The organism is Geomonas subterranea, from assembly GCF_019063845.1.
Classification (GTDB): Bacteria; Desulfobacterota; Desulfuromonadia; order Geobacterales; family Geobacteraceae; genus Geomonas; species Geomonas subterranea.
Genome location: NZ_CP077683.1, coordinates 3,543,297 through 3,568,432 on the forward strand (window position 1 = coordinate 3,543,297; position 25,136 = coordinate 3,568,432).

At 65.2% G+C, this 25,136-nt stretch carries 20 protein-coding genes; 2 read left to right on the plus strand and 18 right to left on the minus strand.

Going from position 1 to position 25,136, the window contains the following annotated elements; genetic code table 11:
- Position 1: 1 nt before the first annotated feature.
- On the minus strand, positions 2-1,660 hold the full coding sequence (locus KP001_RS15430) for an ATPase, T2SS/T4P/T4SS family (protein WP_217286480.1): 1,659 nt from the start codon (positions 1,658-1,660) through the stop codon (positions 2-4).
- 261 nt (positions 1,661-1,921) lie between these two features.
- Between KP001_RS15430 and KP001_RS15435 the strand changes: the two genes are divergently transcribed.
- Positions 1,922-2,926 carry a hypothetical protein gene (locus KP001_RS15435; RefSeq protein WP_217286481.1) on the plus strand — a complete coding sequence of 335 codons (1,005 nt, stop codon included), beginning with the start codon at positions 1,922-1,924 and terminating at the stop codon, positions 2,924-2,926.
- Here the strand turns inward: KP001_RS15435 and KP001_RS15440 are convergent.
- From KP001_RS15440 to KP001_RS15515, 17 genes are all read right to left on the minus strand, one after another.
- A complete protein-coding gene (locus tag KP001_RS15440) occupies positions 2,923-5,349 on the minus strand; it encodes a sensor domain-containing diguanylate cyclase (protein ID WP_217286482.1) in 2,427 nt (808 codons plus the stop codon). The genes KP001_RS15435 and KP001_RS15440 overlap by 4 nt on opposite strands.
- Before the next feature lie 12 nt (positions 5,350-5,361).
- Positions 5,362-5,574, minus strand: a complete 213-nt coding sequence (locus tag KP001_RS22065; protein ID WP_239027800.1) for a hypothetical protein — start codon at positions 5,572-5,574, stop codon at positions 5,362-5,364.
- Complete coding sequence (locus tag KP001_RS15445) at positions 5,529-6,434, minus strand: response regulator (RefSeq protein WP_239027801.1); 906 nt, start codon at positions 6,432-6,434, stop codon at positions 5,529-5,531. The genes KP001_RS22065 and KP001_RS15445 overlap by 46 nt, the downstream gene beginning before the upstream one ends.
- A gap of 240 nt (positions 6,435-6,674) precedes the next feature.
- Positions 6,675-7,643: a transglycosylase domain-containing protein gene (locus tag KP001_RS15450; RefSeq protein ID WP_217286483.1), complete on the minus strand. Its 969-nt coding sequence runs from the start codon at positions 7,641-7,643 to the stop codon at positions 6,675-6,677.
- Positions 7,644-7,751: 108 nt separating this feature from the next.
- Positions 7,752-8,777, minus strand: coding sequence for a 4-hydroxythreonine-4-phosphate dehydrogenase PdxA (gene pdxA, locus KP001_RS15455; protein WP_217289627.1), 1,026 nt, complete (start codon positions 8,775-8,777; stop codon positions 7,752-7,754).
- Positions 8,778-9,093: 316 nt separating this feature from the next.
- Positions 9,094-9,828, minus strand: a complete 735-nt coding sequence (locus tag KP001_RS15460) for a glycine zipper family protein (RefSeq protein ID WP_217286484.1) — start codon at positions 9,826-9,828, stop codon at positions 9,094-9,096.
- Positions 9,829-9,881: 53 nt separating this feature from the next.
- Positions 9,882-12,086, minus strand: coding sequence for an ATP-dependent helicase (locus tag KP001_RS15465; RefSeq protein ID WP_217286485.1), 2,205 nt, complete (start codon positions 12,084-12,086; stop codon positions 9,882-9,884).
- Between the two features lie 94 nt (positions 12,087-12,180).
- The gene (locus tag KP001_RS15470; RefSeq protein ID WP_217286486.1) at positions 12,181-12,858 is read right to left on the minus strand and encodes a response regulator; all 678 of its coding nucleotides are present in this window, start codon (positions 12,856-12,858) and stop codon (positions 12,181-12,183) included.
- A 174-nt stretch (positions 12,859-13,032) separates the two neighbouring features.
- Positions 13,033-13,926 (minus strand): ATP-binding protein, encoded by an 894-nt coding sequence (locus KP001_RS15475; RefSeq protein ID WP_239027802.1) that lies wholly within the window; start codon positions 13,924-13,926, stop codon positions 13,033-13,035.
- Between the two features lie 149 nt (positions 13,927-14,075).
- Entirely contained in the window at positions 14,076-15,983 is a 1,908-nt protein-coding gene (gene cooS, locus KP001_RS15480; protein WP_217286487.1) for an anaerobic carbon-monoxide dehydrogenase catalytic subunit, read from the minus strand.
- The gene (locus tag KP001_RS15485) at positions 15,980-16,546 is read right to left on the minus strand and encodes a 4Fe-4S dicluster domain-containing protein (RefSeq protein ID WP_217286488.1); all 567 of its coding nucleotides are present in this window, start codon (positions 16,544-16,546) and stop codon (positions 15,980-15,982) included. Before KP001_RS15485 ends, cooS begins: the two co-directional genes overlap by 4 nt.
- A 375-nt stretch (positions 16,547-16,921) precedes the next feature.
- Positions 16,922-17,311, minus strand: coding sequence for a hydrogenase maturation nickel metallochaperone HypA (gene hypA, locus KP001_RS15490; RefSeq protein ID WP_217286489.1), 390 nt, complete (start codon positions 17,309-17,311; stop codon positions 16,922-16,924).
- 8 nt (positions 17,312-17,319) lie between these two features.
- Positions 17,320-18,402, minus strand: a complete 1,083-nt coding sequence (locus KP001_RS15495) for a hydrogenase large subunit (RefSeq protein ID WP_217286490.1) — start codon at positions 18,400-18,402, stop codon at positions 17,320-17,322.
- Positions 18,399-19,040: an NADH-quinone oxidoreductase subunit C gene (locus KP001_RS15500; RefSeq protein WP_217286491.1), complete on the minus strand. Its 642-nt coding sequence runs from the start codon at positions 19,038-19,040 to the stop codon at positions 18,399-18,401. Before KP001_RS15500 ends, KP001_RS15495 begins: the two co-directional genes overlap by 4 nt.
- Positions 19,037-19,411, minus strand: a complete 375-nt coding sequence (locus KP001_RS15505) for a 4Fe-4S dicluster domain-containing protein (protein WP_275423318.1) — start codon at positions 19,409-19,411, stop codon at positions 19,037-19,039. The genes KP001_RS15500 and KP001_RS15505 overlap by 4 nt, the downstream gene beginning before the upstream one ends.
- Before the next feature lie 20 nt (positions 19,412-19,431).
- On the minus strand, positions 19,432-19,938 hold the full coding sequence (locus KP001_RS15510; protein ID WP_217286493.1) for an NADH-quinone oxidoreductase subunit B family protein: 507 nt from the start codon (positions 19,936-19,938) through the stop codon (positions 19,432-19,434).
- A gap of 700 nt (positions 19,939-20,638) precedes the next feature.
- Entirely contained in the window at positions 20,639-21,298 is a 660-nt protein-coding gene (locus KP001_RS15515) for a Crp/Fnr family transcriptional regulator (RefSeq protein ID WP_217286494.1), read from the minus strand.
- Between the two features lie 357 nt (positions 21,299-21,655).
- Here KP001_RS15515 and KP001_RS15520 point away from each other — a divergent pair, with 357 nt between their 5' ends.
- Positions 21,656-25,126, plus strand: coding sequence for a CHASE domain-containing protein (locus tag KP001_RS15520; RefSeq protein WP_217286495.1), 3,471 nt, complete (start codon positions 21,656-21,658; stop codon positions 25,124-25,126).
- Positions 25,127-25,136 lie beyond the last annotated feature (10 nt).

The following is a 25,136-nucleotide window of genomic DNA, read 5'->3' on the forward strand; positions in this document are numbered from 1 at the left end:
GTCACAATATTATTGAAGCGACGTACTCGCCGGGGGCGATCTCGCCCCGCTCCAGGAGCTCCGCTCCCTCCTCCGCGATGCCGCGGAAGCCGGTGTCCCTCAGGTAGCGGACCACTTCGTCGCTATTACGGATCATCTCCAGGGCCTCCAGGAGGTCCTGGTCGAACCGGATCACGTCCAGGAGGTACTTCTTGCCGCGGTAGCCGGTCTGGTCGCAGGCCGGGCAGCCGGTGGGGCGGTAATACCCGCGGTCGCCGGCGGCCAGCCTGAGCGCCGCCAGTTCCTCGGGCGCCGGGGTGTAGCGCTCCTTGCACTCGGGGCACAAAAGCAGCGCGCAGCGGCTGGAAACCACCCCCCTGATGTGGGTCGGAATCAGGAAGTTCTTCTGGATCAGGTAAATGAGCTGCTTCAGCACCTCCGTCTTGCTCGCCAGCGACATCCCCGCCACCACAAGCTTGCCGCGCATGACCGCCTTGCTTGCCGCGATGAAGGTGGGGAGGTCGGTCACGTCCTCGATCACCAGGGTGTCCGGGTCGTGCTCGAGGGCCGTCCCGATGACCGCGGCGCTGTCGTCCACGCTGCAGCGGACGCTGGAAAGACGGGGGAAGCGGGTTCTGCCGCGCCCGAGCCGCTCACCGACCAGGAGCACGGTGCGGCCGGCATGATCGCAGGAATCGAGGAAGAGGTCGACGAGCCGGCTGCGCTCCTCGGCCGAACGCCCGGCGAAGAGGATCAGCCCCTCCTTAGCGGCGGTCAGGGTCCCAAGGTCGTCGCGCTGGCGCGGCGTGAGCCCCAGGTCGTCCATGGTGTTCAGCTGGGGCGCGACGGCGTGCAGCCTGAGGGTCACGTAGTCGCCGCCGTCGCCAGCCATCAGGAGCGCCTGGAAGGGGATCTTCTTCCCCTGCCAGAGGAATTTCAGTATCCCGCTGGCCGCCCCCTCTCCCCCGGCGGGAAGATTGGCGAGGCGACGGATGCGCTCGGTCAGCCGGGCGTAGTGGGTGATGGCGATCCGGCCCATTTCGGCGCTCTTGTGGCCGCTGCGCGCCAGCACGCGCACCTGGTCCCCCATGGGCTGCAGGGCGATGCCGGTGAATTTCTTCTGCACCACGCGCAGGAGCAGGTGGTTGAGGAGCGTGGCGCCGGTAAGGTCGGCGTTGGCCGCGGCGAGGACGTTGGCGCTGAAGTGCCCGGAGGAAAAGCCGAGTTCCGGCTGGGTGACGTCCGGCCCGTACAGGGTCTCGTGCATCTCCCGGATCTCGCGGATCAGCCCCACCGAGATGTTGATGTGGCAACCGGAGACGCGGGAAAGCTCCTCGATGGCCTCCTTGTTGAGCGGGTCGGCTATCGCCACCGAGAGCTCGCTGCCGGTGAGGACCACGGGGCAGAGGCTGTGGCGCCTGGCGAGGTCCCCCGGAACCTTCTCCACGGCGGCGGGGTCGATGTTTTCCTTCTTGAGCCGTACGTAGGGGATGTTCAGCTGGTTGGCGAGCGCCCAGTCGATGTCTTCCTGGGTGACCACCCCCATCCGGACCAGCGCCTCGCCGACCCGGCATCCCGAGACCTTCTGCGCCTCGAGGGCGGCCCTCAACTCATGTTCGGTGATGATCTGGGATTTGAAGAGTACCTCACCGATGGACCCTTCCTTGACAAGCCCGTTCATTGCATAACCTCCAGGATGCTGCAGATGGCGGTGCCAGGGGGAAATGTACCCGAAAACAAATCAATAGGCAATTGACAATGGAGCGGACAAATCAATTGACAATTGAGAATGGACAATTGACAATGGCCCGGACTCAGTCCTCAACGCAGATCCCTTCCCGCTTATCTGTCAGCCGCGTTGCAAGTCACTGCCATCATTACAGATAAAGAACACACGTTGTCAATTGGCAATTCTGAATTGTCAATTGAATAAGGAGTTTGCATGCAAAGAAAAGCCATCGCCCTGCTTTCGGGCGGACTTGATTCTACCCTCGCCGTGAAGGTGCTCCTGGAACAGGGGATCGCCGTCGAGGCGCTCAACTTCACCTCCCCGTTTTGCACCTGCACCGGCAAGAACGCCGGCTGCAAGTCGGAGGCGGTACGGGTGGCCGAGGAATTCAAGATCCCCATCAAGGTGATGCACAAGGGCGCCGACTACCTGGAGATCATCAGGAACCCCAAGCACGGCCACGGCAAGGGGATGAACCCCTGCGTGGACTGCCGCATCTACCTGCTGCGAAAGGCCAAGGAGTACATGGAGCAATCGGGCGCCGACTTCGTCATCACCGGCGAGGTGCTGGGGCAGCGTCCCATGAGCCAGCGCCGCGACACCCTGCGCATCATCGAGAGGGAGAGCGGGCTCGAGGGGCTCCTTTTGCGCCCGCTCTCGGCCAAGCACTTCAACCCCACCATCCCCGAGCAGCAGGGTTGGGTGGACCGCGAAAAACTCCTCTCCATCTCGGGGCGCTCCCGCAAGGAGCAGTTCGATCTGGCCGAGGAGCTGGACGTGAAGAACTACCCCTGCCCGGCCGGCGGCTGCCTGTTGACCGAGCTCTCCTTCGTCGGCAAGATCCGCGACGTCTTCGACCACTCGGACGAGCTGAACCTCAGGGACTTCAGGCTACTGAAGCTCGGCAGGCACTTCAGGATCGGCCGGCGCACCAAGGTGATCGTGGGGAGAAACGAGTCTGAAAACGAACTCCTGGAGCGGGCCATCCAGCCCGGTGAGGCGGCCCTGCGCTGGAAGGACGGCAAGAGCCCCCTGGCTGCCCTCATGGGGGAAAGCTCGCCGGAGCTCCTGGAGCGCGCCGCGCAGATCCTTTTGCGCTACACCAAGGCGGAGCCGGGGGCGGCGGCGACCATCGCCGTGACCTGCGGCGACACCGGGACCGAGTTCGGCACCACCAACTCCATGGACGAGGCGGCCGTGGAGAGCGTCCGGCTCTAGACGCCGCAGCAGGCTCCCTGCTCCGACTGGCTGATCCGGTACACGTTCTTCCCCTCCTGCTTGGCGCGGTACATGGCGCCGTCCGCGCAGCGCACGATGTCATCCAGGTTCTCGCTGCAGCTTGGATAGATGCAGATCCCGATACTCACACCGACACCTGCCTCCGCCCCTTCCACCTGGAAGGGGCGGTTGAAGGCCTCCAGTATCCTCTCCGCCACCACCGACGCGTCCTGCCGCTCCGCCATCTTGGTCAGGATGATGGTGAACTCGTCCCCCCCCATGCGCGCCACCATGTCGCAGGCGCGCACGCAGTCTTTCAGCCGCTGCCCCGCTTCCATGAGCACCGCGTCCCCCGCCGCATGGCCGAAACGGTCGTTGATCTCCTTGAAGCAGTCCAGGTCGAGGTACATGAGCGCCATCGGGTGGCGGTAGCGCCTGGCCTCCGAGAGCGCGTGCGTCAGCCGGTCGAAGAAGAGCACCCGGTTCGGGAGCGAGGTGAGCGAATCGTAGTGGGCCAGGGTCTCCAGCCGCGCCTTGGCCAGCTTGCGCTCCGTGATGTCACGGAAGATCACCTGCAGCGCCCGCTCGCCGCGGTAGACGAAGGGCCCCACCCCCAGCTCCACCTCGATGCTGGTCCGGTCGTTGCGCAAGAGCCGTTCCTCGATCCAGGGTGCGCTGCTCTCCCCCTGCTCCGCGTAGGCCGCCTGCTCCAGGAACAGCTCCGCCGAATCCCTCTCGATGAACTCCAGCATTTCCCGTCCCATGAGCTGGTCCGGCGACTGGCACCCCAGCAATTCGCTGCCGGCGGGGTTGATGAAGACGAAGCGACGCCCGACCAGGATGGCGATGCCGTCCAGCGACAGCTCCACCAGGCGCCGGAAGCGTTCCTCGCTCTCTCCGATGGCCGCCACCATGTTGGTGAGGCGCTCTTCGGTCTTCGCCTTTACGGTCACGTCCTGCAGGGTCTCTATGGCGGCCACCACGTTTCCCTCGCCGTCCCTGACCGGGGCCGCGTCGAAACAGAGGTAGCGCTGCTTCCCCTTGAGCGTGTACCACGCCTCGGCGCGCAGCCCCTTGGGGATCAACTCCGAGTCCGCGTAGCAGTCGTACAGGTCCGCCATCTCCTGCAGCGTGCCGTCCACCACGACGTCGGCCAGCACCCGGCGCTTTTCCGGGTAGAAGGCGCGCCACGCCTCCGCCTTTCCCACCAGGCTCTCGGCGGTGATGCCGGTCAGCTCCTCGATCGCCTTGTTCCAGATGATGACCCGGTGCCCGGCGTCGATCACGAAGCAGGGGAGCGCGCAGTGCTGCAGCAGTTGCACGGCGAAGCTCTTCTCCCGTTCCAGCAGGCGCCGCTGGCTGGAAAGCTCCAGCATCATCGTGTTGAAGGCCCGCACCAGCTCGCCGATCTCGTCCTGGCTTGGCAGCGGCATCGGTTCGAAGGAGGCCCCCTCACCCATGCTGCGCACCCTCGCCGCGAAGGTGAGAAGCGGCGTGGTCAGGCGGCCGGCGAAGATCCAGACGAAGAGCAGGGCGACGGGAAGGAGCGCGCAAAGGCTGTACAGCACCAGCGTGCGGGCCCGGTAGATCGGCTCGTACGCCTCCGAGAGCGGACGCTCCGCCGCGAGGATCCACCTGGTGGAATTGAGCTTCTTGAAGGAATAGATGCCGGGTACGCCGGAGGGGCCGGTCATCTCCCCGCTTCCCTCGTAGCCGCCGATGACCCGGTCCAGCAGCTCGATCGTTCCCTGGGGGGGGAGCGGGATGGCGAGCCGGTCCCGGTTCGGGTGCACGATCATGTGCCGCTGGTCGTTGAAGAGAAAGAAGTTGCCGCCGTCGCCGACCTTGAGGCGCCCCACCCGGCTCAGGAAGTTTTCCTCCGCGAGCTCCACCCTCCCCCCCAGCACGCCGATCAGTTTGCCGTCGAAGCCCAGTACCGGAGCGGTGAAGACCACGAGGAGTCTCCCCCGCGCCGAGATCAGCGGCTCGGATATGTACGGTTTCCCGGAGCCGATCGTGCGGGTGATGTATTCGCGGCTGGAGAAATCCTTGCCGATGAAGAGGGACTGGCCGGGGGCGGAAGCGAGCAGGATCCCCTTGGGGGAATAGAACCCGGTACCGTCACTGAAGACCTGGTGCAGGTCGAGGCGGGAGTCGAGAAAGTGCTGCAGGCGCTGTGGATCGGCCGCGAGGGAGGGGGGGATGCTCAAAGCCACCGCGACCAGTTCCCGCTGCGCCGAGGCGATGCGGTCGTCCAGGTCCGAGGCCATGGCGCTGACCACAGAATACTGGCGGCTGGCGATGCTGGCCTTGAACTCCTTGATGAAGAACATGAGACCGAGTCCGGCGACTCCGGTGCTCACTATTCCGATCACGAGAAAGACCACCAGCGCCAGTTTTATTTTCAGGCTGAACCTGGGCATCGCTTGTCGGTGTTAGTCGTTGTGGGTGGCGTAGATGGTCTCGAAATCGGTGGCCACCGCCTGGAATGCCTCCAAAACCCGTGGGTCGAAATGATGGGGCATGGTCCTGCCATCCCCCTTGGTGATGATCTCCAGGGTCCTCTCATGATCCAGCGCGGGTTTGTAGACCCGCTTGCTTCTCAGGGCGTCGTACTGGTCCACCAGCATGACGATGCGCCCTTCCATGGGGTCGCCTCCCCCACCAGCCCTCGAGGGTATCCGCCGCCGTCCCAGCGCTCATGATGCGTGTTGGCGATGGACGCCGCCATCTGCAGCACCAGGTGGTTGGAACCGGCGAGGATCTTCCCCCCGATGGTGGTGTGGCTCTTCATGATGCCGAATTCCTCCGCTGTGAGCGGCCCCGCCTTCAGGAGGATGGCGTCGGGGATGCCGATCTTGCCGACGTCGTGCATCGGCGAGGCCATGGCGATGCCGTCTACGAACTCGCGCGACATGCCGAGCTGCTCGGCCAGCCGCTTGGCGTAGAGGCCGATGCGGGAGATGTGCTTGCCGGTATCCTCGTCCCTCAACTCGGCCGCGGCGGTCAGCCTCTCGATGGTCTCCCGGCTCATGCTGCGCATCTGCACCAGCGCCTCGCCCAGCTCCCGGGTCCGGTCCAGCACCTGGCGCTCCAGTTCCGCCTTGTAGTTCTTCTCCACCAGCAAAAGCCTCTGGTAGTTGATCCCCTTTTCCACCGCATAGATCAGGTAGGGTGTCTTGAAAGGCTTGATGATGAAGTCGAAGGCCCCCTTCTTGATGGCCGACACCGCCATCTCCAGTTCCGCGTACGCCGTCATCAGGATGACGGGGATGTCGCGGTCGAACTCGTGGATCTGCTCCAAAAGCTCGATGCCGGACATCTGCGGCATGTTCACATCGGTGAGAACCACGTCAGGAGGTGACTGGCGCAAGACCTCCAGGGCATCCATGCCGTTTGAGAAAGGATGCACCTCGAAGCCGCTCACAGAGAGGAGCAACGCCACGCTTTCCAAGACATAAGGGTCGTCGTCCACGAGGATGACGCGGCCAGATATGGCTGTTTCCATCACACTTCTCCAGTAGCTTGGGACGTTGATTCGTCTTCTAAGTAGGTTTCGGCAGATTTAATGGGAACTTGAGGGGGAGAATTTTAAGATAAGTCTAAGCAGGGTGGTGGGAAAGGGTTGGCGGTGGGAGCGGTGGGAGCGGTGGGAGCGGTGGGGGGATGGAGTCGGATGGGGTTGGAGGAATTCATGGGGAAGCCGGGGCGGCTCCCTCCCCGGAGGGGGAGGGGTAACCGCCGGCGGCTATGGGTTTTGTTGCGAGGGGGCCCCTTCCTTCGCCGGGGCCGTCTCCTGCGGCTTCTCCGGCGCAGGCTCGGTAACGCCCGGGGCCTGCTCGGCCGGTGCACCGGCGGGCTCGACCGCCCCCTTCTCCGGCTCCGGGGTAAGCCCTTGCGGGACGGTCGCGCTGGTGCGGTTGGCCATGACCTCGACCTGCTTGATGCTCTCGTCGACCTTCCTCTGCATCCGTCCGATGTTGGGCATCTCCGCCAGCGCCGCCTGGTACTCGCCGGAGGAGAGCACCCCCTTGTTGGCCAGAAGCCTCAGGATCATGTTGGAACGCTTGAGCACCTTGTCCAGGTTCTTGTACGGGTTGTAAGCGACGCGCGGCCCCGGGAGCATGGCGGCCAGGAAGGCGCATTCGCGCGGGGTGAGCGCGGCCGGGGACTTGCCGAAGTAGTAGCGCGCTCCGTGACCGATGCCATGCACCATGGGGCCCAGCTCGATCACGTTCAGGTAGAGCTCGATGATGCGCCCCTTGGTGAGCTCCTGCTCCATCCGCTTGGCCAGGTAGAGCTCCTTCGCCTTGCGGGTCAGCGTCTTCTCCCGTGACAGGAACAGGTTCTTGGCCACCTGCTGGGTGATGGTGGAGGCGCCGCGGGCGAAACTCTGCTTCTCCAGGTCGTACCTGATCGCCTCCTTGATCGCCTTCACGTCGATCCCCTCGTGCTTGTAGAAGGAAGCGTCCTCAGCGAGGATCACCGCCCACTTCATCTCGGAAGGGATCTGCGAGAGGGGCGCCCAGTAACGGTTCTTGGGGCCGACCACCAGCGGGTGGTAATTCCCCTGCCAGTCCTTGACCTGGATGGTCATGTTGGTCTTCTTGTCCTTGAGCGCGGTGACCGGCGGCAGGAAAAAGAGCGAGACGACGACATAGACGGCGTACACGGCGCAGAGAGCGGCGCCCCAGAGGAGGTATTTCTTCCATTTCATGATCGAGCAGTTTCCTTTGTTGAGCAGATAGGACCTTCTGCCTGGTGGTCCAAGATCCCCTCTCCCTATGGGAGAGGGTCAGGGTGAGGGGGAAGCCAGCTAATCCCCTCACCCGCCCTTCGGGCACCCTCTCCCGGAGGGAGAGGGATCTTGTGGCCCAGCATGCGTGACCGCTTGCGCCATCTGCGCGGCCATGACAAGGGCGGCCTTCATGCTGGCGGGACTGGCCTTGCCGGTCCCGGCCAAGTCGTAGGCGGTGCCGTGGTCCACCGAGGTGCGGATGATGGGGAGGCCGAGGGTGACGTTCACCCCGTCGTCGAAGTGCAAGAGCTTGAGCGGGATGAGCCCCTGGTCGTGGTACATGCAGACCACGGCGTCGTACCCTCCCTGCGCGGCGAAGTGGAACAGGGTGTCGGCGGAGAGCGGTCCCACCGCGTCTATCCCCTCTTCCCGCGCCGCGGCCACCGCCGGGGCGATGATGCGAGTCTCCTCGTCGCCGAACATCCCCCCCTCGCCGCAGTGCGGATTGAGCGCCAGCACGGCCAGGCGCGGCGTCTTGCAGAACCAGCGGGAGAGCGAGTCGTGGGTGATCCTGATGGTGGAGAGAACCCGGTCGAAGGTCACCAGTTCGGGAACGCGGGAAAGTGCCTCGTGGATGGTGACCAGGGTGACCCTGAGCCGGTCGCCGGCCAGCATCATCACCACCTCGTGCCCGCCGGTCAGCTCCGCCAGGAGTTCGGTGTGCCCCGGGAACTGGTGTCCGGCGCTGTTCAGCGACTCCTTGTTGATGGGGGCGGTGGCCATGGCCGCCACCGTGCCGTCCATGCAGAGGCCCGCCGCCGTGCAGATGTAGCGGTAGCAGGCATCGCCCCCGGCGGGGGTGGGGCGGCCGTAGAGCATCTGGTCGGGCTGGAGGGCGGAGAGTTCGCGCAGGTAGATGGTTCCCGGTGCCGGGTCCACCGGGGGGACCAGGTCGGGGGCCGAGACGATGGAGAGCTGCGCACCCGCCACGGCTATGCCGCGCTCGATGGCGACGCGGTCGCCCAAGACGAGCGGCCGGCAGATCCCAGTGACGGCGGGATCGGCCAGAGCGGCGGCGATGATCTCCGGTCCGATGCCGGAAGGATCGCCCATGGTGACGGCGATGATCGGTTTTTCCAAATCGTTCTCCTTTCACGGCGGCGGGCAGGCAGGGGCAACGCCCTCACCCGGCCTTCGGCCACCCTCTCCCGGAGGGCGAGGGTAAACAAACGCAGCCACCCACTTTCTCCAAGTGCGCCGCCCCCCGCCGTCCCTGCGCACCGTCCACCCCCTCGCCCTCCGGGAGAGGGGCAGGGGTGAGGGAAGCCAGGCGTGACTGAAGCCGCACAAAAGAATAGGGGCTGATGGAGCCCCTATTCGCGTTTGAAGCAAGGGGGACAGGCACCTGGCGGAGCCAGTCCCTTTCAGCCTACTTGCGCACGTTGAGCGGCAGGATCAGCTTCTGCACCTGGCCGGTCTCCTTCTCGCGCCACTGCAGCCGCAGCTCCTTTGCGCTCGGGGCCTCGCCCGGGAAGAAGATGAAGCCGTTGGAGAGGCTGTCGGCCGGGATGGGCTTACCCTCCAACCCCTTGCTCCTCAGGTCGTCCGAGATACGGTTCTCGCGGTCGTTGGAGGTCCCCTCCTGGGTGCCGCCGATGATGGCGCCGCCTGCCGCGCCGAGTGCGGCACCCTTGCCGAGCGACCCTGCCACGCTCCTGCCGGAAACGATGCCCAAGGCCGCACCAAGGACCGTGCCTGCCGCTGCCCCGAGCACGGCCCCCTTGCCAGCCCCCTTCCCGAAGAAGGAGGCGAACTGGGTCGAGCTCTCCAGCCGGTCGAAAGCCACCTTGTTGGTGACCAGCGGCCAGTAATTCCCCGCCTCGTCAACCAGGAACGTCTGCCCCCCCATGAGCTCGAGCGTCTTGCCGCTCTTGTTGTCCATGACCAGCATGACCGGCAGCAACCCCGCTCCCTTGATGTCGAAACCAAAGGCCTTCTCCGCCGCGTCGGAGGTCGCGTACGCCTCACCCCCCAGCGACACGCCGGACTGCTCCAGGTGGTTCTGGTACGCCTCGGGCGGCCGGAAAGAGACGTACTGGCTCTTGTAGTGAGTGCATCCGGAGAACAGCATCATGGCTATCATGAAGACGGCTAGTTTTCTCATGGTTGTCTCCTTGTCATTCTCATTAGTGACGCACGTTAACTATATCCCGGTTTTCACGCCCGCTCAAGGCCGGCAAAGCGCACCAGGAGCTTCTTGGGCCCTCCCAGGGAGTTGAACCAGACGATCACCTTCTGGTTGTCGCCCTCCCCCTCGATCTTCCTGATGGTGCCCGGCCCGAACTGGGCGTGGCGCACCTTCATCCCTACCCGGATGCCGTCGTCCTCGTCGTCCGGTACCATGCGCACCTCGTTGTCCTCGAACTCCGGCTCGATCTCGTCCTCGAAGAGGGAGGCGAGGTTGTGCGAGGAGGAAGAAAAGTCGCGGGGCTCGGGGCGCTGCCAGAGGTCGCCGCTGTCCAGCAGCTCCCTTGGGATGTCGGCGATGAAACGGGCCGGCGCGTTCATCTGTTCCTGCCCGAAGATGTGGCGCCGGCGCACGTTCAGAAGGAACAGGCGCTTCTTGGCACGGGTCATCCCCACGTAGCAGAGCCTTCTTTCCTCCTCCATCTGCTCGGGGTTCTCCAGGGCGCGCACGTGGGGGAATAGCTTCTCCTCCATGCCGATCATGAAGACCAGCTGGAATTCCAGCCCCTTGGCCGAGTGGAGGGTCATCAGCGTGGCGGAGGACTTCTTTCCCTCCCCCTCGTGCTCCAGGTCGGAGACCAGCGCGACCCGTTCCAGGAAATCGGCCAGCCCGTGCTCGCCCGGCATGCTTTCGTAGGTCTGCATGGCGGTCACCAACTCCTGGAGGTTGTCGATCCGTTCCTGGGCCTCGTCGGTCCGCTGCATCTTCAGGCGGGCATAATACCCCGAATCGTTGATGACGGCGGCGGTGAGCTCGGATAACGGGAGCTTCTCGCTCAGGGTCTTGTACCCCTCCAGCTCGTTGACGAAGGCGGCCACCTTGCCGCGCGCGGCGGCGGGGAGGAGCGGCCCATAGGCGCCTTCCAGCATCGCGTCGTAGAAAGGGAGCCCCTTCTCGTTGGCGAAGTCGGTGATTTTCTGCACCGTGGTGTTGCCGATACCGCGCGGCGGCGTGTTGATGATCCTCTTCACCGCGACGTCGTCGGAAGGGTTGTCCAGCACCTTCAGGTAGGCGAGGATGTCCTTTATCTCGAGCCTCGCGTAGAAGCGCACTCCTCCGACCATGTGGTGCGCGATCTGCGCCCCCACCAGGGCCTCCTCGATTACGCGGGACTGCGCGTTGGTACGGTAGAAGACCGCCACCTCGGAGAGGTCGCCCCCCTCGGCGAGGAAGCGTTCGATCTCGCGGCAGACGGTGCGCCCCTCCTCCCACTCGTTGGGGAGGGTGCGGTACACGATGCGCTCACCTTCGGGGTTGTCGGTCCACAGACGCTTGGGCTTTCTCCCCCTGTTCTTCTGCACCACGTGCCAGGCGCCGTCCAGGATGGTCTTGGTGGAGCGGTAATTCTGCTCCAGCTTGACCACCTTGACCCCGGGGAAATCCTTCTCGAATTCCAGGATGTTGCGGATGTCGGCGCCGCGCCAGCCGTAGATGGACTGGTCGTCGTCACCAACGACGCAGAGATTCTGCCGGGCGCCGGCCAGAAGCTGCACCAGGCGGTACTGCACCGGGTTGGTGTCCTGGTACTCGTCCACCAGTATCCAGCGCCAGCGCTGCAGGTACTTGTCCAGCACCTCCGGGTGCTCCTCGAAGAGCTGCACGGTGAGAAGGAGCAGGTCGCCGAAGTCGGCCGCGTTGCAGCGCTTCAGGCGCTCCTGGTAGCAGCGGTAGGCCCGGGCCAGGGTCGCCTGATAGGGGGAATCGGCGGGAACGTCGAAGGGGCTCATCCCCTGGTTCTTGAATTCGTCGATCGCGCTTCCCAAGAGCTTCACCGGGTAGCGCTTCTCGTCGAGGTTCAACTCGGCGGCGCAGTCCTTTAAAAGGCGTTCGCAGTCCTTGTCGTCGTAGATGGCGAAGTTGGAGTCGTAGCCGAGGCTCTTGATGTCGCTTCTCAGGATCCGTGCGCAGGTGGAGTGAAAGGTGGAGACCAGGGGAGTCTCCCCTTCACCCAGCATGTGCTGGATGCGCTCGCGCATCTCTCCGGCGGCCTTGTTGGTGAAGGTGACGGCCAGGATCTGCCAGGGGGGGACGCCCCGCTCGTGGATGAGGTGGGCGATGCGGTGTACGATGACGCGCGTCTTGCCGGAGCCGGCGCCGGCGAGGACCAGCATAGGTCCCTCTCCGTGCAGCACCGCCTCCTGCTGGGGAGGATTCAGATTGTGGAGCAGTTTCATGATTTTCCTTAAGGCCTGCCGGGGCTTAGGCGCCGCGAAGTGCCGAGCGCCTATTTATACCACTTAGCCCAATCGAGGTCAAAAGGGAATGTCGCTACAGCCTTTCCAGCGCATGAGCCAGCGCGGAACGGAGCTGTTTGGGCAACAGGGCGAACTTGAGCCCAAGCCCCTTGGGGCGCACGGGAGAGCTGTCGCCGGACCAGATCACCTTGCACGGGGAATCGATTAACGTACCGTCGGGAAGGGTGAAGGAGAGGTTGACCACGTTGCCGGCCCGGGCGGAGAGACCGGTGATCACGTAGGTGCCGTCCACCCCGAGGTCGTGCAGCGTGCAGGAGGCCGTCTCGCCGTTGTGCTGCAGAGTTCCGGCGAGATTGCAGGGAACGCGCTTTTCGCGCCGGTCGATGCCGGGTATGAACTCGCGGGCGATCTCCAGGAAACGGTCACGGCCGGCGGGCTTGGTGAGGAAATAGTTGCAACCGGCGGCAAGACAGTCGTCCTTGTCCTGCGGCACCGAGGTGGAGGAGATGATCACCACCGGAAGAGCGGAATGGTCCGGATGGGAACGGATGGCCCGGCAGCACGCCGCCCCGTCCATGTTGGGCATCTGCAGGTCCATGAAGACCAGGGACGGCTTCTCCCTCTTGACCACCTCGAAAGCCTCGACACCGTCGCGCGCCGTTACGATTTTCACATCGGTATGTTTGAAAAAGTCCTTCTCGATCTCAAGAAACATCTGCAGATCGTCTACGAGCAGTATCGTTGGTTGCAAAGCGCCTCCATTCGGAAAATTCAAACTTTGAATATAGGATATTCGGCATAAAATACGCCCCGGGATGGAGCTAGTCAAGCCACTGGTTGCCCTCAAACTCTTCGGCAGGTTATGGCCGAAACTGAAAGGGCCGCACATTGCTGTGCGGCCCTTGCCTTTCCACTGTTAATTGAGTTAGTTGGACCGCCTGGCGAGAATGCGGTCCTTGATCTCTCGCACCTCCCTGAGCGCCTGGACGCTCAAACGGTCCGGCGCGCAGTTCTCGCGGTCCGCCCGCCGCACCTCCTCGCAGAAGGAGATGGTCCCGAGCAGCTGCGGCGCGGGGATTTCAGCCTCGATCAGCCGCCGGTCCTCGTCGTCGCGCACCTTGCTCCCCACCACGAAGACCTCCTCGATGCCCAGGTCGGCGGCCAGCCGCGTAATCTGGCGGGCGGTCTGCAGACTGCGCTGCCCCGGTTCCACAACGACCACCAGGGCGTCCACCGATTCGGCCGTGCGGCGTCCCAGGTGCTCGAGCCCGGCCTCCATGTCCATGACCACCACCTCGTCCCGTTCCAGGAGGAGGTGTCCCATCAGACGTTTCACCAGGGTACTTTCCGGGCAGGCGCAGCCGCTCCCCCCCTGCTCCAGGGTTCCCATCCAGAGGAAACGGACGCCGTCGTGCTCCAGGCAGAACTGCTCCGGCAGGTCGCAGACCTTGGGGTTCAGCTTGAAGAAGGAGCCGTAGCCGCCGCTCGCGCCGGTGCGTTCCTCCGCGAGTTCCTTCATGCGCGCCACCGGTTGCAGCTTTGCGGCCCGCTCGGCCGGGATCCCCAGCGCCGCAGCGAGATTGGCGTCCGGGTCGGCGTCCACGGCCAGCACCCTGGCGCCGTCGCTTGCGAAGGCACGGCAGAGGAGGCTCGCGAAGGTGGTCTTGCCCACCCCCCCCTTGCCGGTGATGGCGATCTTCAGCCCCGGGCCGCGCTGGGGCACGGCGTGGAGGTGGTGATGGCTGTGACTATGGTCGTGATGGTGATCATGGTCGTGGTCATGGTCGTGGTCATGGTCGTGGTTGTGATGGTCGCACACTGTTCGTACTCCTTCTCTCGTTCCAACAGGCTGTGTGGCGGAAAAAGGGGACAGGCTACTTTTTGGGGAGAACGTCTCGGTGAAAAAGCAGCCTGTCCCCTTTTATTCAGCCTCCCCCTCCGCGGGGAGGAGTTGTACTCCTCACGCTGCTAAATCCCCAATCCCTTCCTGCGCTCCTCGATCACCTCCAGGAGTTTGTCCGCCGCGAGGTTCGGGTCGAGTTCCACAAGGAAGTAGCCACCCAGCAGATCCTTGGCGGTCTGGGTCAGGAGCTCGGTAACCTTGGCCGAACCGGTGACCTGCGGCATGGTGCCCAAGTGGGTCGGGATGCCGAGCGCCACGCTCCAGGTGCCGATGGCGACCGCCTTTTCCGACATCGCCTCGGGCGCCGAGGCGACCAACGGGAGCTGGTCGAGGTCCACGCCGAGCTTGTCGGCGACGGCCACCGCCACCTGGACGGCGCGGCTGTTGTCCACGCAGGATCCCATGTGCAGCACCAAGGGGAGCGGCCCGTTCAGCCCGGCCGAGGTGCCGATTGCGGTCATGACCGCCTTGAGGGAATCCCCGGCGTACTCCAGCGTCGCCTCCTGGGTCATGAGACCGTGCTTGGCGAAGGCCCCGGCGCCGCAGCCGGTGGCGAGCATGAGCACGTTGTTGGCGGCGAGCTTCTTGGCCATGGTGACGAAGCTGCTGTCCTGCGCCACCTGGGTCGAGTTGCAGCCGGCGAAGAGGGCGATGCCGCGGATGTTGCCGTTGGCGATGTTCTCGATCAGCGGCTGGAGCGGGTCTTCGGCGTTCAAGGTCGCCAGTGCCCCCACCACGGACTCGACGCCGAAGCCGACGATGGCGGTCTGCTTGAAGTCCGGGATGTTGACCCGGCGCGGGTCGCGGCGCTTGTAGGCCTCGATGGCGGTCGCGACAATGCGGCGCGCGTTCTCCAGTGCTGTTTCCTCCCTGAATTCCACGTGGGTGGCACCGGGGATCTTGTTCTCCGCCATGGTGGTTATCACGGCGGTGTGGAAGCAGGCGCCGATCTCGCTCACCGAGGGCATGATGCACTGTACGTCAACCACCATGGCGTCGACCGCGCCGGTGACCAGCGCGAGCTCCTGCGAGAGGTAGTTGGCCGCCAGCGGGATGCCGTGGCGCACCATGACCTCGTTACCGGTGCAGCAGATACCGACGATGTTGATCCCGTCCTTGGCCCCGGCCTTCCTGGCCTCCTCGTCCATCTGACCCGCGACCTCGCAGACCACCTCGCTCAAAAGCGGATTGTGGCCGTGCACCGCGATGTTCACCGCATCCGGCTTGATGACGCCAAGGTTCGCTGCCGTCACCACCGGGCTCGGCGTCCCGAAGAGGACGTCGGAAAGCTCGGTTGCGAGGCACATGCCGTCAAAGTCGGCAAGCGCGCCCTTGATGCCGCCGAGGATCAGGTTGACCGGATCGGCGTCGCACCCGACCAGGGTGCGCCCCATGATCTGGGTGATCACGGCGTCGATGTTGTGCGGCACGACGTGCAGGGCCTGCAGGCGCTCCAGGCGCTTTTTCGTCAGGCTCGCCTCCACCCAGTTGCAGGGGGCGTCGTGGTCCTGATTCTGGAAATCCTCCAGGGTAGCCTTGGCTACCGCGGCGGCGATGGCCGGGATGTCCTCTCCTTCGGTGCAGATGCCGAGTTTCGCCGCAACCGCACGCAGCTTGGCCTCGTCGCGAATCTGGTAGGCGGGGAGCCTCCCCTCCGCCACCCCCTGCAGGGCGAGCGCCACGTGGCGGCCGTGCTCGGAGTGACCCGCAGCGCCGGCCGCGATCATGCGGATCACGTTCCTGGCCACGATGGTATCGGCGTCGGCGCCGCAGATGCCGCGCTGGGGGCCGTCCCCGAACGGATCGATGCGGCAGGGGCCTTTCCAGCAGATGCGGCAGCAGACGCCTAACTGGCCGAAGCCGCACTGCGGCTGCATGGCGCGGTGGCGGTCCCAAACGGTGGAAATCCCTTCTTTCTTGGCGATGGGCAGCAGGGTCGCCGCGGACGGATCGGTGCTGAGCTTCATGGTCATATCCTTGCCTTCCTTGATTTGAGATGTTGGAGGGATTGGGCCAGTTCGGCGGCCCTCGCCTCGATCAGGGTCTGACGGTACTCTTCCAGGTCCACGAGCGAGAGCGCCTTGGTGGGGCACCCCTCGACGCAGGCGGGGACGTCGCGCCCGGTGCCGGCGCAGAGGTCGCACTTGCGCGCGATGCCACCGTTGGTGCGGCAGCTTTCCGGATCGCCCCCCTCGTGCTTCACGCTGATGGCGCCGAAGGGGCAGACCATGACGCAGACCTTGCACCCCACGCAGTTCTTCTCGCGCACCCCGACCTGGCCGCTCTCCTGCAGCATGGCGCCGGTGGGGCAGGCCGCCGCGCAGGGCGCGTCCTCGCACTGGCGGCACTGAACCGGCATCATCACACCGCCGGCCGCCACCACGCGGTTGCGCGGCCTCAGTGTCAGCCCCGAGAGCGCCGCCTGGTGCAGCCCCGTCCCGGAATGGGCCACCGCACAGGCCAGCTCGCAGCCGTGACAGCCGAGACAGCGCTCAGGATCGGCAAATACGATGGCATTTTCACGTTGTCGCTTCATTGTGGTCTCCTTTGCATGTCAATCCTTACGCATCTTTTGCTACCTACGTCCACATCCCCTCTCCCCCGGGAGGGCCAGGGTGAGGGCGTTGCCATGACAAGATGACTGCAGCCGGCAAGCCCCTCACCCGCCCTTCGGGCACCCTCTCCCAGAGGGAGAGGGAAGGAACACCAGAGGGAGGGCTCCATCTCCAAACAAGTTGCCGCTGCGTCCCCTCTCTCAAAGGGAGAGGGAACACCAGAGAAAGGGCGCCCCATCTCCACACAAGTTGCCGCTACGTCCCCGCCCCCGGAGGGGGAGGGACAGGGAGGGGGCTGCCTCATGCTTCCCCCCCCCCATCCTCCCCCTCCGGGGGGAGGGGCGCCAAGCTGCCACTTATCGCTGACAGTCAGTCGCTTTGCGGCATGTGCCGCTAGCCGGGTTACAGATTGCCTCCAGGCTCTCCACATAAAGTTCCCTGCCGCCCGTCATCTCGACGTCGCCTCCGGTGCAGCGGGGGCAGATAAAGCGGTAATTCTCGATCCTGAAGCGCTCTCCGCAGCCCCGGCAGCGCCCCGTGAGCGGCACCTCCTCGATCTCCAGTCTGGCCCCCTCGGCCACGGTCCCCTCAGCCACTACCTCGAAACAGGCGGCAAGGGTCATCGGCTCCACCGCAGCCAGCGCCCCCACCTTCAGGCGCACCGCCGAGATGGACTCGATCCCCCGCGCCGCCACCTGCTCGTTGATGATCTCGAAAAGCCCGGTCACCAGTGTTATCTCGTGCATGGCGTCTCCTAGCGGTCCGTGCAGGCGATGCAGGGATCGATGCTGTTCACGATGAGCGGAATGTTGGCGACCGGCTCCCCTTTCAGCATCACCTTGAGGGCGTCCCAATTCATGTAGGAGGGGACGCGCCACTTGAGACGCACCGGGAAGTCCGAACCGTCGGTCCTCAGGTAGTACATGAGCTCGCCGCGCGGCGCCTCCGACTTCGCAATCGCCTCGCCGGCGGGGATCTCCGGGAGGGTGTCGGCGTACAGCGGCCCCGCTGGGAGTTGCGCCAGGCACTGCTCTATGAGCGACACCGACTGCCGCGCCTCGGCAAGCCGCACCAGGTTGCGCGCCCGGACGTCCCCCGCCGTTTGAGTCGCCACTTCGAATTCGAGGCGGTCGTAGGCGCCGTAGGGGCTTTTCCTGCGCACGTCGTATCCGATGCCGCAGGCCCTGGCCACCGGCCCCACCACCGCGCACTCGACGGCGGCCTCGCGCGGCAGCACCCCTACCCAGGCCATGCTCGCCATGAGCGCCGGGTTGTTGCCGAACTGCAGGTAGAGCTCGTCCAGCGGTTTTTTCATCTCCTCCATCGCCCTCGCCAGGTAGGTTGCCGCCTCCGGGGTGAGGTCGTAGCGCACGCCGCCGATCACGTTCGCAGCCAGGTCCATGCGGTTGCCGTAGATCGCCTCCTTGGCGCGCTGCATGATCTCGCGGATCTCCATGACGCGGCGGAACAGCGCGGTCTCGCCTATCGCGTTGGCCTGCACCGCGCAGCAGAAAAGGTGCGAGGCGATGCGCTTGATCTCGTCGGCCACGGCGCGCAGGTACTCGGCCCGCGGCGGGATCACGATCCCCGCCACCTCCTCCACCGCCGCGCAGAAGGTGCTCGGATGGCTGTTGGAGCAAAGCGAGCAGAGCCGCTCCAGGAGGGTTATGTTCTGGTACAGGTTGCGGCGCATCACCAGGTGCTCCATCCCGCGGTGCACCTGTCCCGGCAGGACGTCCAGATCGGCCACCCGGTCCCCCTCCAGCCTGACCCGGAAGTACATCGGCTCCTCGAGGGCCAACTGGTGAGCACTCAACTTGATTACCCTGGTGTTCATGCATCCTCCCGTTCGCCAAGCACCCTGTCCCAAAGCGCCTTGCCGGTTGCCGCGTTGCTGAACGTGGAATACGGGACCAGGCGCTCGAAGGGTGCGTGGGTAATGGTGTGATCGAGGAACAGGCGCCGCGGATCGGGGTGCCCCACCACCTGGACGTCGTAGAGTTCCATCAGCTCCCGCTCCTGCCAGTCGCAGTTGCGAAAGATTGGGGTGAGGGAGGGAATTCGCGCCCACTCCAGCGGGAGTGTGACGGTGAGGGTGAGGGTGGCGCCGTCCAGGTCGAAGTGGTAGGCGATCTCGCGCCCGCCCTTCTCCTGGGACCGTTCCGGCAGATACGGCGTCACCATGGCCAGGCGCCCCTCTAACTCCGCGATGGCACGGGCCGCCGGGAGCAGCGCTTCCCCGGAAGGGAGGCGGCACCAGCCGGTCAGTACCCCCTTGCGGTCCCGGCGCCATGTCACCGTGGTTTCCTCCCCCGCCGCCAAGGCCAGTGCGGAGGCGACGCCAGCTACGACGCCGGTCACGTCCGGTGTTCCGCCACCTTCAAAACCATCCCTCATCCGACCTTCAGGCGCCCTCTCGCGGCGGGAGAGGGGAGCGGTCGGCGTATCGCCTGTCTCGTTGGTGCAATCGTTCATCTTACCGGTGCTCCTATGCTCATCCGCCGCCGGCAGGCCGGGCAGAGGGTTGTCAGCTTTTCGATTTCGGGAGTGGGGCGGCGGAAGGCCGCGTGCAGGAGTTGGGGGGCCGCCGGGATGATGGGGTCGCCGCAGCCGGAGCAGGGTGCGTATGGTACCTCGCCCCGCTCGACCTGGGCGAAAGCGTCGACGGCCCGGTGGTCGAGGCGCCAGTCGCCCGTGACGGAAAGGGCCCCGGTGGGGCAGTAGTGGCTGCACAGGCCGCAAAATACGCAGCTGTTGTGCCAGAGGGTCAGGCGGGCGCCCCGCTCCCCCTCCTCGAAACGGATCGCCCCGGCGGCGCAGACGTGCCGGCACATGCGGCAGTCCACGCAGGCGCCAGGATCGAAGCTCAGCCTCCCCGGGCGGGGAAATTATCGGTGATGGGGCACTTCCGGTCACCCGGCTCCCCGCCCCGCTCCCCCCCGCCGCGGCGGGCCCGGAGGATCTCCAAGGCCCGGGCGATCCCGGCCAGCAGGGCCTGGGGGCGCGGCGGGCAACCGGGCACGTTCACGTCCACCGGCAGGTGGCGCTCAAGCGGGCCGTCCACCGCGTAGCTGTCGCGGAAGACACCGCCTGACACCGGGCAGACCCCGACGGCGACGGTGACCTTGTCCTGCGGCGTCTCCGCGTAAAGGCGCAGCACCTCGTCCTTGGCGCGGACGGTGAGCGGGCCGGTGATGAGGAGGATGTCCCCCTCGTGCGCCGAGCCGGTGTAGCTGCACCCCAGTTGCTCCACGTCGAATTCCGTCACCGCCGAGGTCACCGCCAGTTCGACGTCGCAGCCGTTACAGGACCCGGTGTTGATGCGGAACAACCGCACCGGCTCCGCTGCCGTTTCTTCTACCTCGATGTGCATCGCCCTCTCCCGTTGATGACAAATTGCAGCCATGGGCGGCAATGTAGGCGAAAAAGCGGCCGCGGTCTGTCGGACAGCCGACAGTTCGTAGTTTTTCTTCGCCAAATAAGTTTGTCCCCCAGTCCCTCTCCCTCTGGGAGAGGGTGCCCGTAGGGCGGGTGAGGGACACGCCACGAAGGGGGCTCATGGACGGGCGCGCCGCCTCTTTCCCTCACCCCAGCCCTCTCCCAGAGGGAGAGGGAGTAGGAGTGGGAGAGATAGTGGGGGGGAGGGAGATTCGTGTGGGAGGTGGGAGCGCGGCCGCGGTCTATCGGACAGCCGCAATGCGTTGTTTTTTCCTCGCCGCAAATGTCCTTCCCCCAGTCCCTCTCCCTCTGGGAGAGGGTGCCCGCAGGGCGGGTGAGGGATACGCCACGAAGAGGGCTCATGGACGGGCGCGCCGCCTCTTTCCCTCACCCCTCTCCCTCACCCCGGCCCTCTCCCAGAGGGAGAGGGAGATAAAAAAGGGGAGTGTGGACCGGTTCAGCTTACGTGGGAACTACGTGGGAACTACGTGGGAACTACGTGGGAACTACGTGGGAACTACGTGGGAACTGCATGGGAAACTGCATGGGAAACTGCGTGGGAACTGTGGGTGGGCGTTTGTCTGCGGAGAGATCTGCAGGAAATTGAGGCGAAGACAGCGCCAGAAGTGGAGCGATCAGGAAAATTCCTTCATCTCCTTGAAGGCATCCAGTTCCTTGATGAGCAGGGTCTTGCGGTCGATCTTCACCAGCAGGCCGGCCTTGATGAAGTCGTTGATGATCTGGGAGATGGTCTGACGGGTGGTGCCGACCAGGAGGGCGATGTCCTCGGTGCCGAGGCCTAACTGCACCACGGTCCCTTGCGGGGTCACCTGCCCCCGATCGGCCGCGGCGCCGAGGAGAAAGTCCACCAGGCGCAGACGGACGTCCTTGAAGGCGAGCCCCTCGATGGTCTGGATGGAATTCCGCAACAGCTCGCCGAGGACCTTCACCATGGTGAGCGAAAGCTCGGGACGACGGGCCAACGCCTGCCGGAACGTCGCGGTGCTGCAGACCAGGATCTCGGTCCCCTCCAGGGCTTGAACGAAGGCGGGTGTATGGGTGCTGAAGACGTCGCCTTTCTCCAGGAGCGCCAGGGTGAATTCCTTGTCCTCATAGGCGAGGTAGATGCGGAGCCGGCCGCTTCGCACCACGAAGACCAGGTTCTTCTCCTCGAAGGGTGAGTAGACAAGCGTCTTCCTGGCGTAATGGCGCGCCGTGAAGTTGGTCTGAAAGTCGGAGTCGGCGTGAAAAAGCGAGAGGAGGTCCGCGTCGGAAAGCTTCATCTTGTTCGGCATAACTGGCTCCCTTGTCGCATTGGGTACCGCCGCATTATGCAGCAGCGCCCCCAAAAAAGGCAAGGCGGCAACGGCTAATCCCCGTATACATTGAGCAGTTACAACGACAGGCAGCCGTCACGGCCGGTACCGCCCTGCTCACCCGCAGCCAAAGACTGAAGTAAAAACGGGTATCTGCCGATGTAGGATAAAGACGTACTCCAAAATAAGCCGGGTCCTTATATAAGGACTCACCCTGATTTGCTACTTTAGTGGTCGTTTTGGGTCGGACGCGGTGAGCAGTGCCAATGCCGGATTCCCTGTAAGACTTCAGCACCGGATCCACACTCGCTTGGCCGCCACTGGAGACAGTATTTCATGGCATCTACGGCTGTACAGCAGCAGCTTATGGCAGGCGGAGGGTCCCGTTGCGTCGCTGGGGTCGCCCTGGCCTACGCGATTCTCGGGGCGCTGGGACTTGGTCTCGCCATCCCCCCCGGCTACGCCAGCCCGGTTTTCCCCGCTGCCGGGCTTGCCCTGGCCGCCGCCCTCCACTTCGGCAAATGCGCCCTTCCCGGCGTCTGGCTCGGCTCCCTGGCCCTCAACCTCGTCACACCCTGGTATCACGGCAAGCTCGACTGGAGCGCCGCCGTTGTGGCCCTGCTGGTCGCCACCGGCGCCATGCTGCAGGCCCTTGGAGGTACCGTCGCGGTAAACCGGGCTATGGGGGAGAGATGGCGCAGCCTGGAGACCGAGCGGGACATCGTCACCTTCCTTGTCGCGGCCGGTCCCCTCGCCTGCCTCGTCTCCGCGACAACTGGAACCGCCGCCCTCTACCTCGCCGGCATGGTCCAGTCCGGCGGCCTCGCCTTCTCGTGGTGGAACTGGTGGAGCGGCGACACGCTGGGCGTGGTGATCTTCGCGCCACTCACGCTCATTTTCCTGCTCAGGCAGTCCCCCTGGCGGGAGCGCCTCGTGACCGTCGCGATCCCCATGGCGATCACCCTGATCCTGGTCATCGCCGCCTACCTCGGCATCGCCCGCTGGGAGCAGAAGCAGCAGGTGGCCCAGTTAGCCGACCACGGCAAGAAGCTCACCCAGTTGCTCGACCGTCGCCTGGTGGCGCACCAGGAGGCGCTCGCCGCGCTGCGTCGCGTCATCGAGGTGAACCCGGAGATGACTTTCGGCCAGTTCGAGTATTTCACCCGGATCACGCTGCAGGACCACAAGGACATCTTCGGTCTGAGCTTCAACCACTTCGTGCCCCACGCCGCCCGTCACGCCTTCGAGCGCTCCATGGTCTCCAAATCCCCCACGGGCAGCTTCGCCATCACCGAACGAAACCGGAACGGGGAACTGGTTGCCGCAGGGGACCGCCCGCATTACGTCTGCGTCGGGTACATCGCCCCCATCAAGGGAAACCTCCCCGCCATCGGCTTCGACATCAACTCCGAGCCGATCCGCCGCAGCGCCATCGACGCGGCCCGCAGAACCTTCAGGCCCGCGGTCACGGCCCCCATCCAACTGGTCCAGGAACAGCGGAAACGGGTCGGGGTGCTGCTGCTGCATCCCGCCTTCAGAAACCCCGAACTGAGGGATGCGCGGGGGGACGGCTCCCTTTTCGGGTTCGCCGTTGCCGTCATCAAGGTCGACGAGATGGTCCGGATCGCGATGCAGGACCAGCTACCGGCGGGGCTCGTGCTCCGGGTCAGCGACCCTGCGGCGGCAGGCGCCAGGCGCATCCTGTTCCAGTCCGACGGCGCCCGGACCGAACCGCTCCCCCCCCAGGGGTGGCACACCACGCTTTCCATCGCCGACCGTCTCTGGAGAGTCGACCTTCTACCCACCCAGGAGTACCTGCGCCAGCAGCGCTCCTGGATGGCCTGGGGCATAGGGGTCCTCGGCCTGCTCTTCGCCGCGCTGCTGCAGGTGATGATGCTGGCGATGTCGGGCCGCAACTCGGTCATCCAGCGCACGGTCTCCGAGCAGACCAAGGCCCTCATGAAGGCCAAGGAAGACGCGGACGCCGCCAACCAGGCCAAGAGCGCCTTCCTGGCCAACGTGAGCCACGAGGTCCGCACGCCGATGAACGCCATCATCGGTGTCGCCTACCTGATGCGCAAGGACGCCAGCGGTCGGCAGCGGCAGCAGCTGTGCAAGATCGACCGGGCCGCCCGGCACCTTTTGGAGGTCATCAACGACGTGCTCGACTTCTCCAAGATCGATGCCAGGAAGATGACGCTTCAGCCCACCGTGTTCGGCGTCCCCTCGGTGATCGAAACGGTCCACGCCCTTTTTGCCGATCGCATCTCCGCCAAGGGACTCGATTTCTTCGTGGATATCGCCCAGGTCCCCCGCAGGGTGCACGGGGACGACCTGAAGTTGGAGCAGATCCTGCTGAACCTCGTCAGCAACGCCCTGAAGTTCACCGAACACGGTCGCATCGAACTGCGCGGGGAAACGATCCGCCGTGACGGGGAGACCGTCTGGCTGCGTTTCAGCGTCGCGGACACCGGGATCGGCATCCCCGCTGACAAGCTGGACCGGGTCTTCGAGCCTTTCGAGCAGGGGGACGGCTCCACGACACGCCGCTACGGCGGAACCGGCCTCGGACTCGCCATCTGTCGCAGCCTGGCGGAGCTCATGGGGGGGAGCATACGGATAGAGAGCACCCCCGGCGAGGGGAGCACCTTCAGCTTCGAGGCGCCGTTCCGGGCGGTTGAAGAGAGCGAGTACACCGGCCGGAGCGTGGCCACGGCAGCCGCCCGGGCCGGGAACGGTGACGCCGACGCGCGCCTTGCAGCGCATGCGGGACAACGGGTGCTCCTCGCCGAGGACAACCCGTTGAACCAGGAGGTCCTGGTCGATTTGCTGCAGCACGTAGGCCTGGCCGCGGAGGTGGCGCCGGATGGCCGCCAGACCCTGGAGCTTGCGGGGCGGCAGCGGTACGACCTGGTGCTGCTCGACCTGCAGATGCCGGTGATGGGAGGCATCGAGGCGGCGCGGGAGCTCCGCCGGCTCCCCGGGTATGGCGAGGTGCCCCTCATCGCTCTCACCGCCAACGCCTACGATGAGGACGTTGCCGCCTGCCTCGCCGCCGGAATGAACGCCCACCTGAGCAAGCCGGTTGATCCCGGACAGCTGTACGCCGCGCTGCTGCGGTGGCTCCCCACGCCTTCGGGGACCGCCTCGACGCCGCCAGGGGGGAGGCAGGCAGATACCATGGACCACGGGCTGGAGCAGCTTACCCGCATTCCCGGGCTCGACTTCGCCGCCGGGCTGCGCACCTTCAGCGGGAACCAACTCCGCTTCAAGGAGCTCCTGCAGCGGTTCGTGACCAACCATGCGACCGACCCGCAGGAGATCAGGGAAGCCCTGGTGCAGGACGACCTCGCGGCGGCCCGGCATCTCGCCCACAGCCTCAAGGGGACGGCGGGGGCCCTCGGGCTGGTCCGCATCCAGGCGGCGGCCGAAAAGTGCGAAAACGGACTGAAGGGGTCGCAGCCGAAGCAGGTGCTGGAGCGGCTGTGCCAGGACCTGCAGGCGCTGCTTGACGAAGTCGTCCCCATGCTTGGGCAGGTACTCTCGAGTGCCACGGGGAGCGCCACTGCCGTCACCCTTCCCAAACTGCACGCCGGGCTGCAGGAACTGCACGCCCTGCTGGCCGAAGACGATATCGAAGCGGTCAGATGCTTCAAAAGCCTCAACGAGGCGCTGGCGCTGGCAACCAGGGGGAAAAGCCGGGAACTGGAGAGGTGCGTGGAGTCCTTCTCCTTCGACCAGGCCCGGGTGGAACTGGAGATCCTCATGGAAATGCTGGCGGTGCCACGCCCGGTGCAGGGCAAGTGAAGCAGAGGAG

What these genes read in the sequence shown, in the direction of transcription:
- KP001_RS15445 (WP_239027801.1), bottom strand. Translation starts at nt 6,434, where the DNA reads ATGGAAACAGCCATATCTGGCCGCGTCATCCTCGTGGACGACGACCCT.
- KP001_RS15465 (WP_217286485.1), bottom strand. Translation starts at nt 12,086, where the DNA reads ATGAAACTGCTCCACAATCTGAATCCTCCCCAGCAGGAGGCGGTGCTG.
- KP001_RS15430 (WP_217286480.1), bottom strand. Translation starts at nt 1,660, where the DNA reads ATGAACGGGCTTGTCAAGGAAGGGTCCATCGGTGAGGTACTCTTCAAA.
- hypA (WP_217286489.1), bottom strand. Translation starts at nt 17,311, where the DNA reads ATGCACGAGATAACACTGGTGACCGGGCTTTTCGAGATCATCAACGAG.
- KP001_RS15520 (WP_217286495.1), top strand. Translation starts at nt 21,656, where the DNA reads ATGGCATCTACGGCTGTACAGCAGCAGCTTATGGCAGGCGGAGGGTCC.
- KP001_RS15510 (WP_217286493.1), bottom strand. Translation starts at nt 19,938, where the DNA reads ATGCACATCGAGGTAGAAGAAACGGCAGCGGAGCCGGTGCGGTTGTTC.
- KP001_RS15460 (WP_217286484.1), bottom strand. Translation starts at nt 9,828, where the DNA reads ATGAGAAAACTAGCCGTCTTCATGATAGCCATGATGCTGTTCTCCGGA.
- KP001_RS15485 (WP_217286488.1), bottom strand. Translation starts at nt 16,546, where the DNA reads ATGAAGCGACAACGTGAAAATGCCATCGTATTTGCCGATCCTGAGCGC.
- KP001_RS15515 (WP_217286494.1), bottom strand. Translation starts at nt 21,298, where the DNA reads ATGCCGAACAAGATGAAGCTTTCCGACGCGGACCTCCTCTCGCTTTTT.
- cooS (WP_217286487.1), bottom strand. Translation starts at nt 15,983, where the DNA reads ATGACCATGAAGCTCAGCACCGATCCGTCCGCGGCGACCCTGCTGCCC.
- KP001_RS15495 (WP_217286490.1), bottom strand. Translation starts at nt 18,402, where the DNA reads ATGAACACCAGGGTAATCAAGTTGAGTGCTCACCAGTTGGCCCTCGAG.
- KP001_RS22065 (WP_239027800.1), bottom strand. Translation starts at nt 5,574, where the DNA reads ATGGAAGGGCGCATCGTCATGCTGGTGGACCAGTACGACGCCCTGAGA.
- KP001_RS15500 (WP_217286491.1), bottom strand. Translation starts at nt 19,040, where the DNA reads ATGAACGATTGCACCAACGAGACAGGCGATACGCCGACCGCTCCCCTC.
- KP001_RS15450 (WP_217286483.1), bottom strand. Translation starts at nt 7,643, where the DNA reads ATGAAATGGAAGAAATACCTCCTCTGGGGCGCCGCTCTCTGCGCCGTG.
- KP001_RS15435 (WP_217286481.1), top strand. Translation starts at nt 1,922, where the DNA reads ATGCAAAGAAAAGCCATCGCCCTGCTTTCGGGCGGACTTGATTCTACC.
- KP001_RS15440 (WP_217286482.1), bottom strand. Translation starts at nt 5,349, where the DNA reads ATGCCCAGGTTCAGCCTGAAAATAAAACTGGCGCTGGTGGTCTTTCTC.
- pdxA (WP_217289627.1), bottom strand. Translation starts at nt 8,777, where the DNA reads ATGGGCGATCCTTCCGGCATCGGACCGGAGATCATCGCCGCCGCTCTG.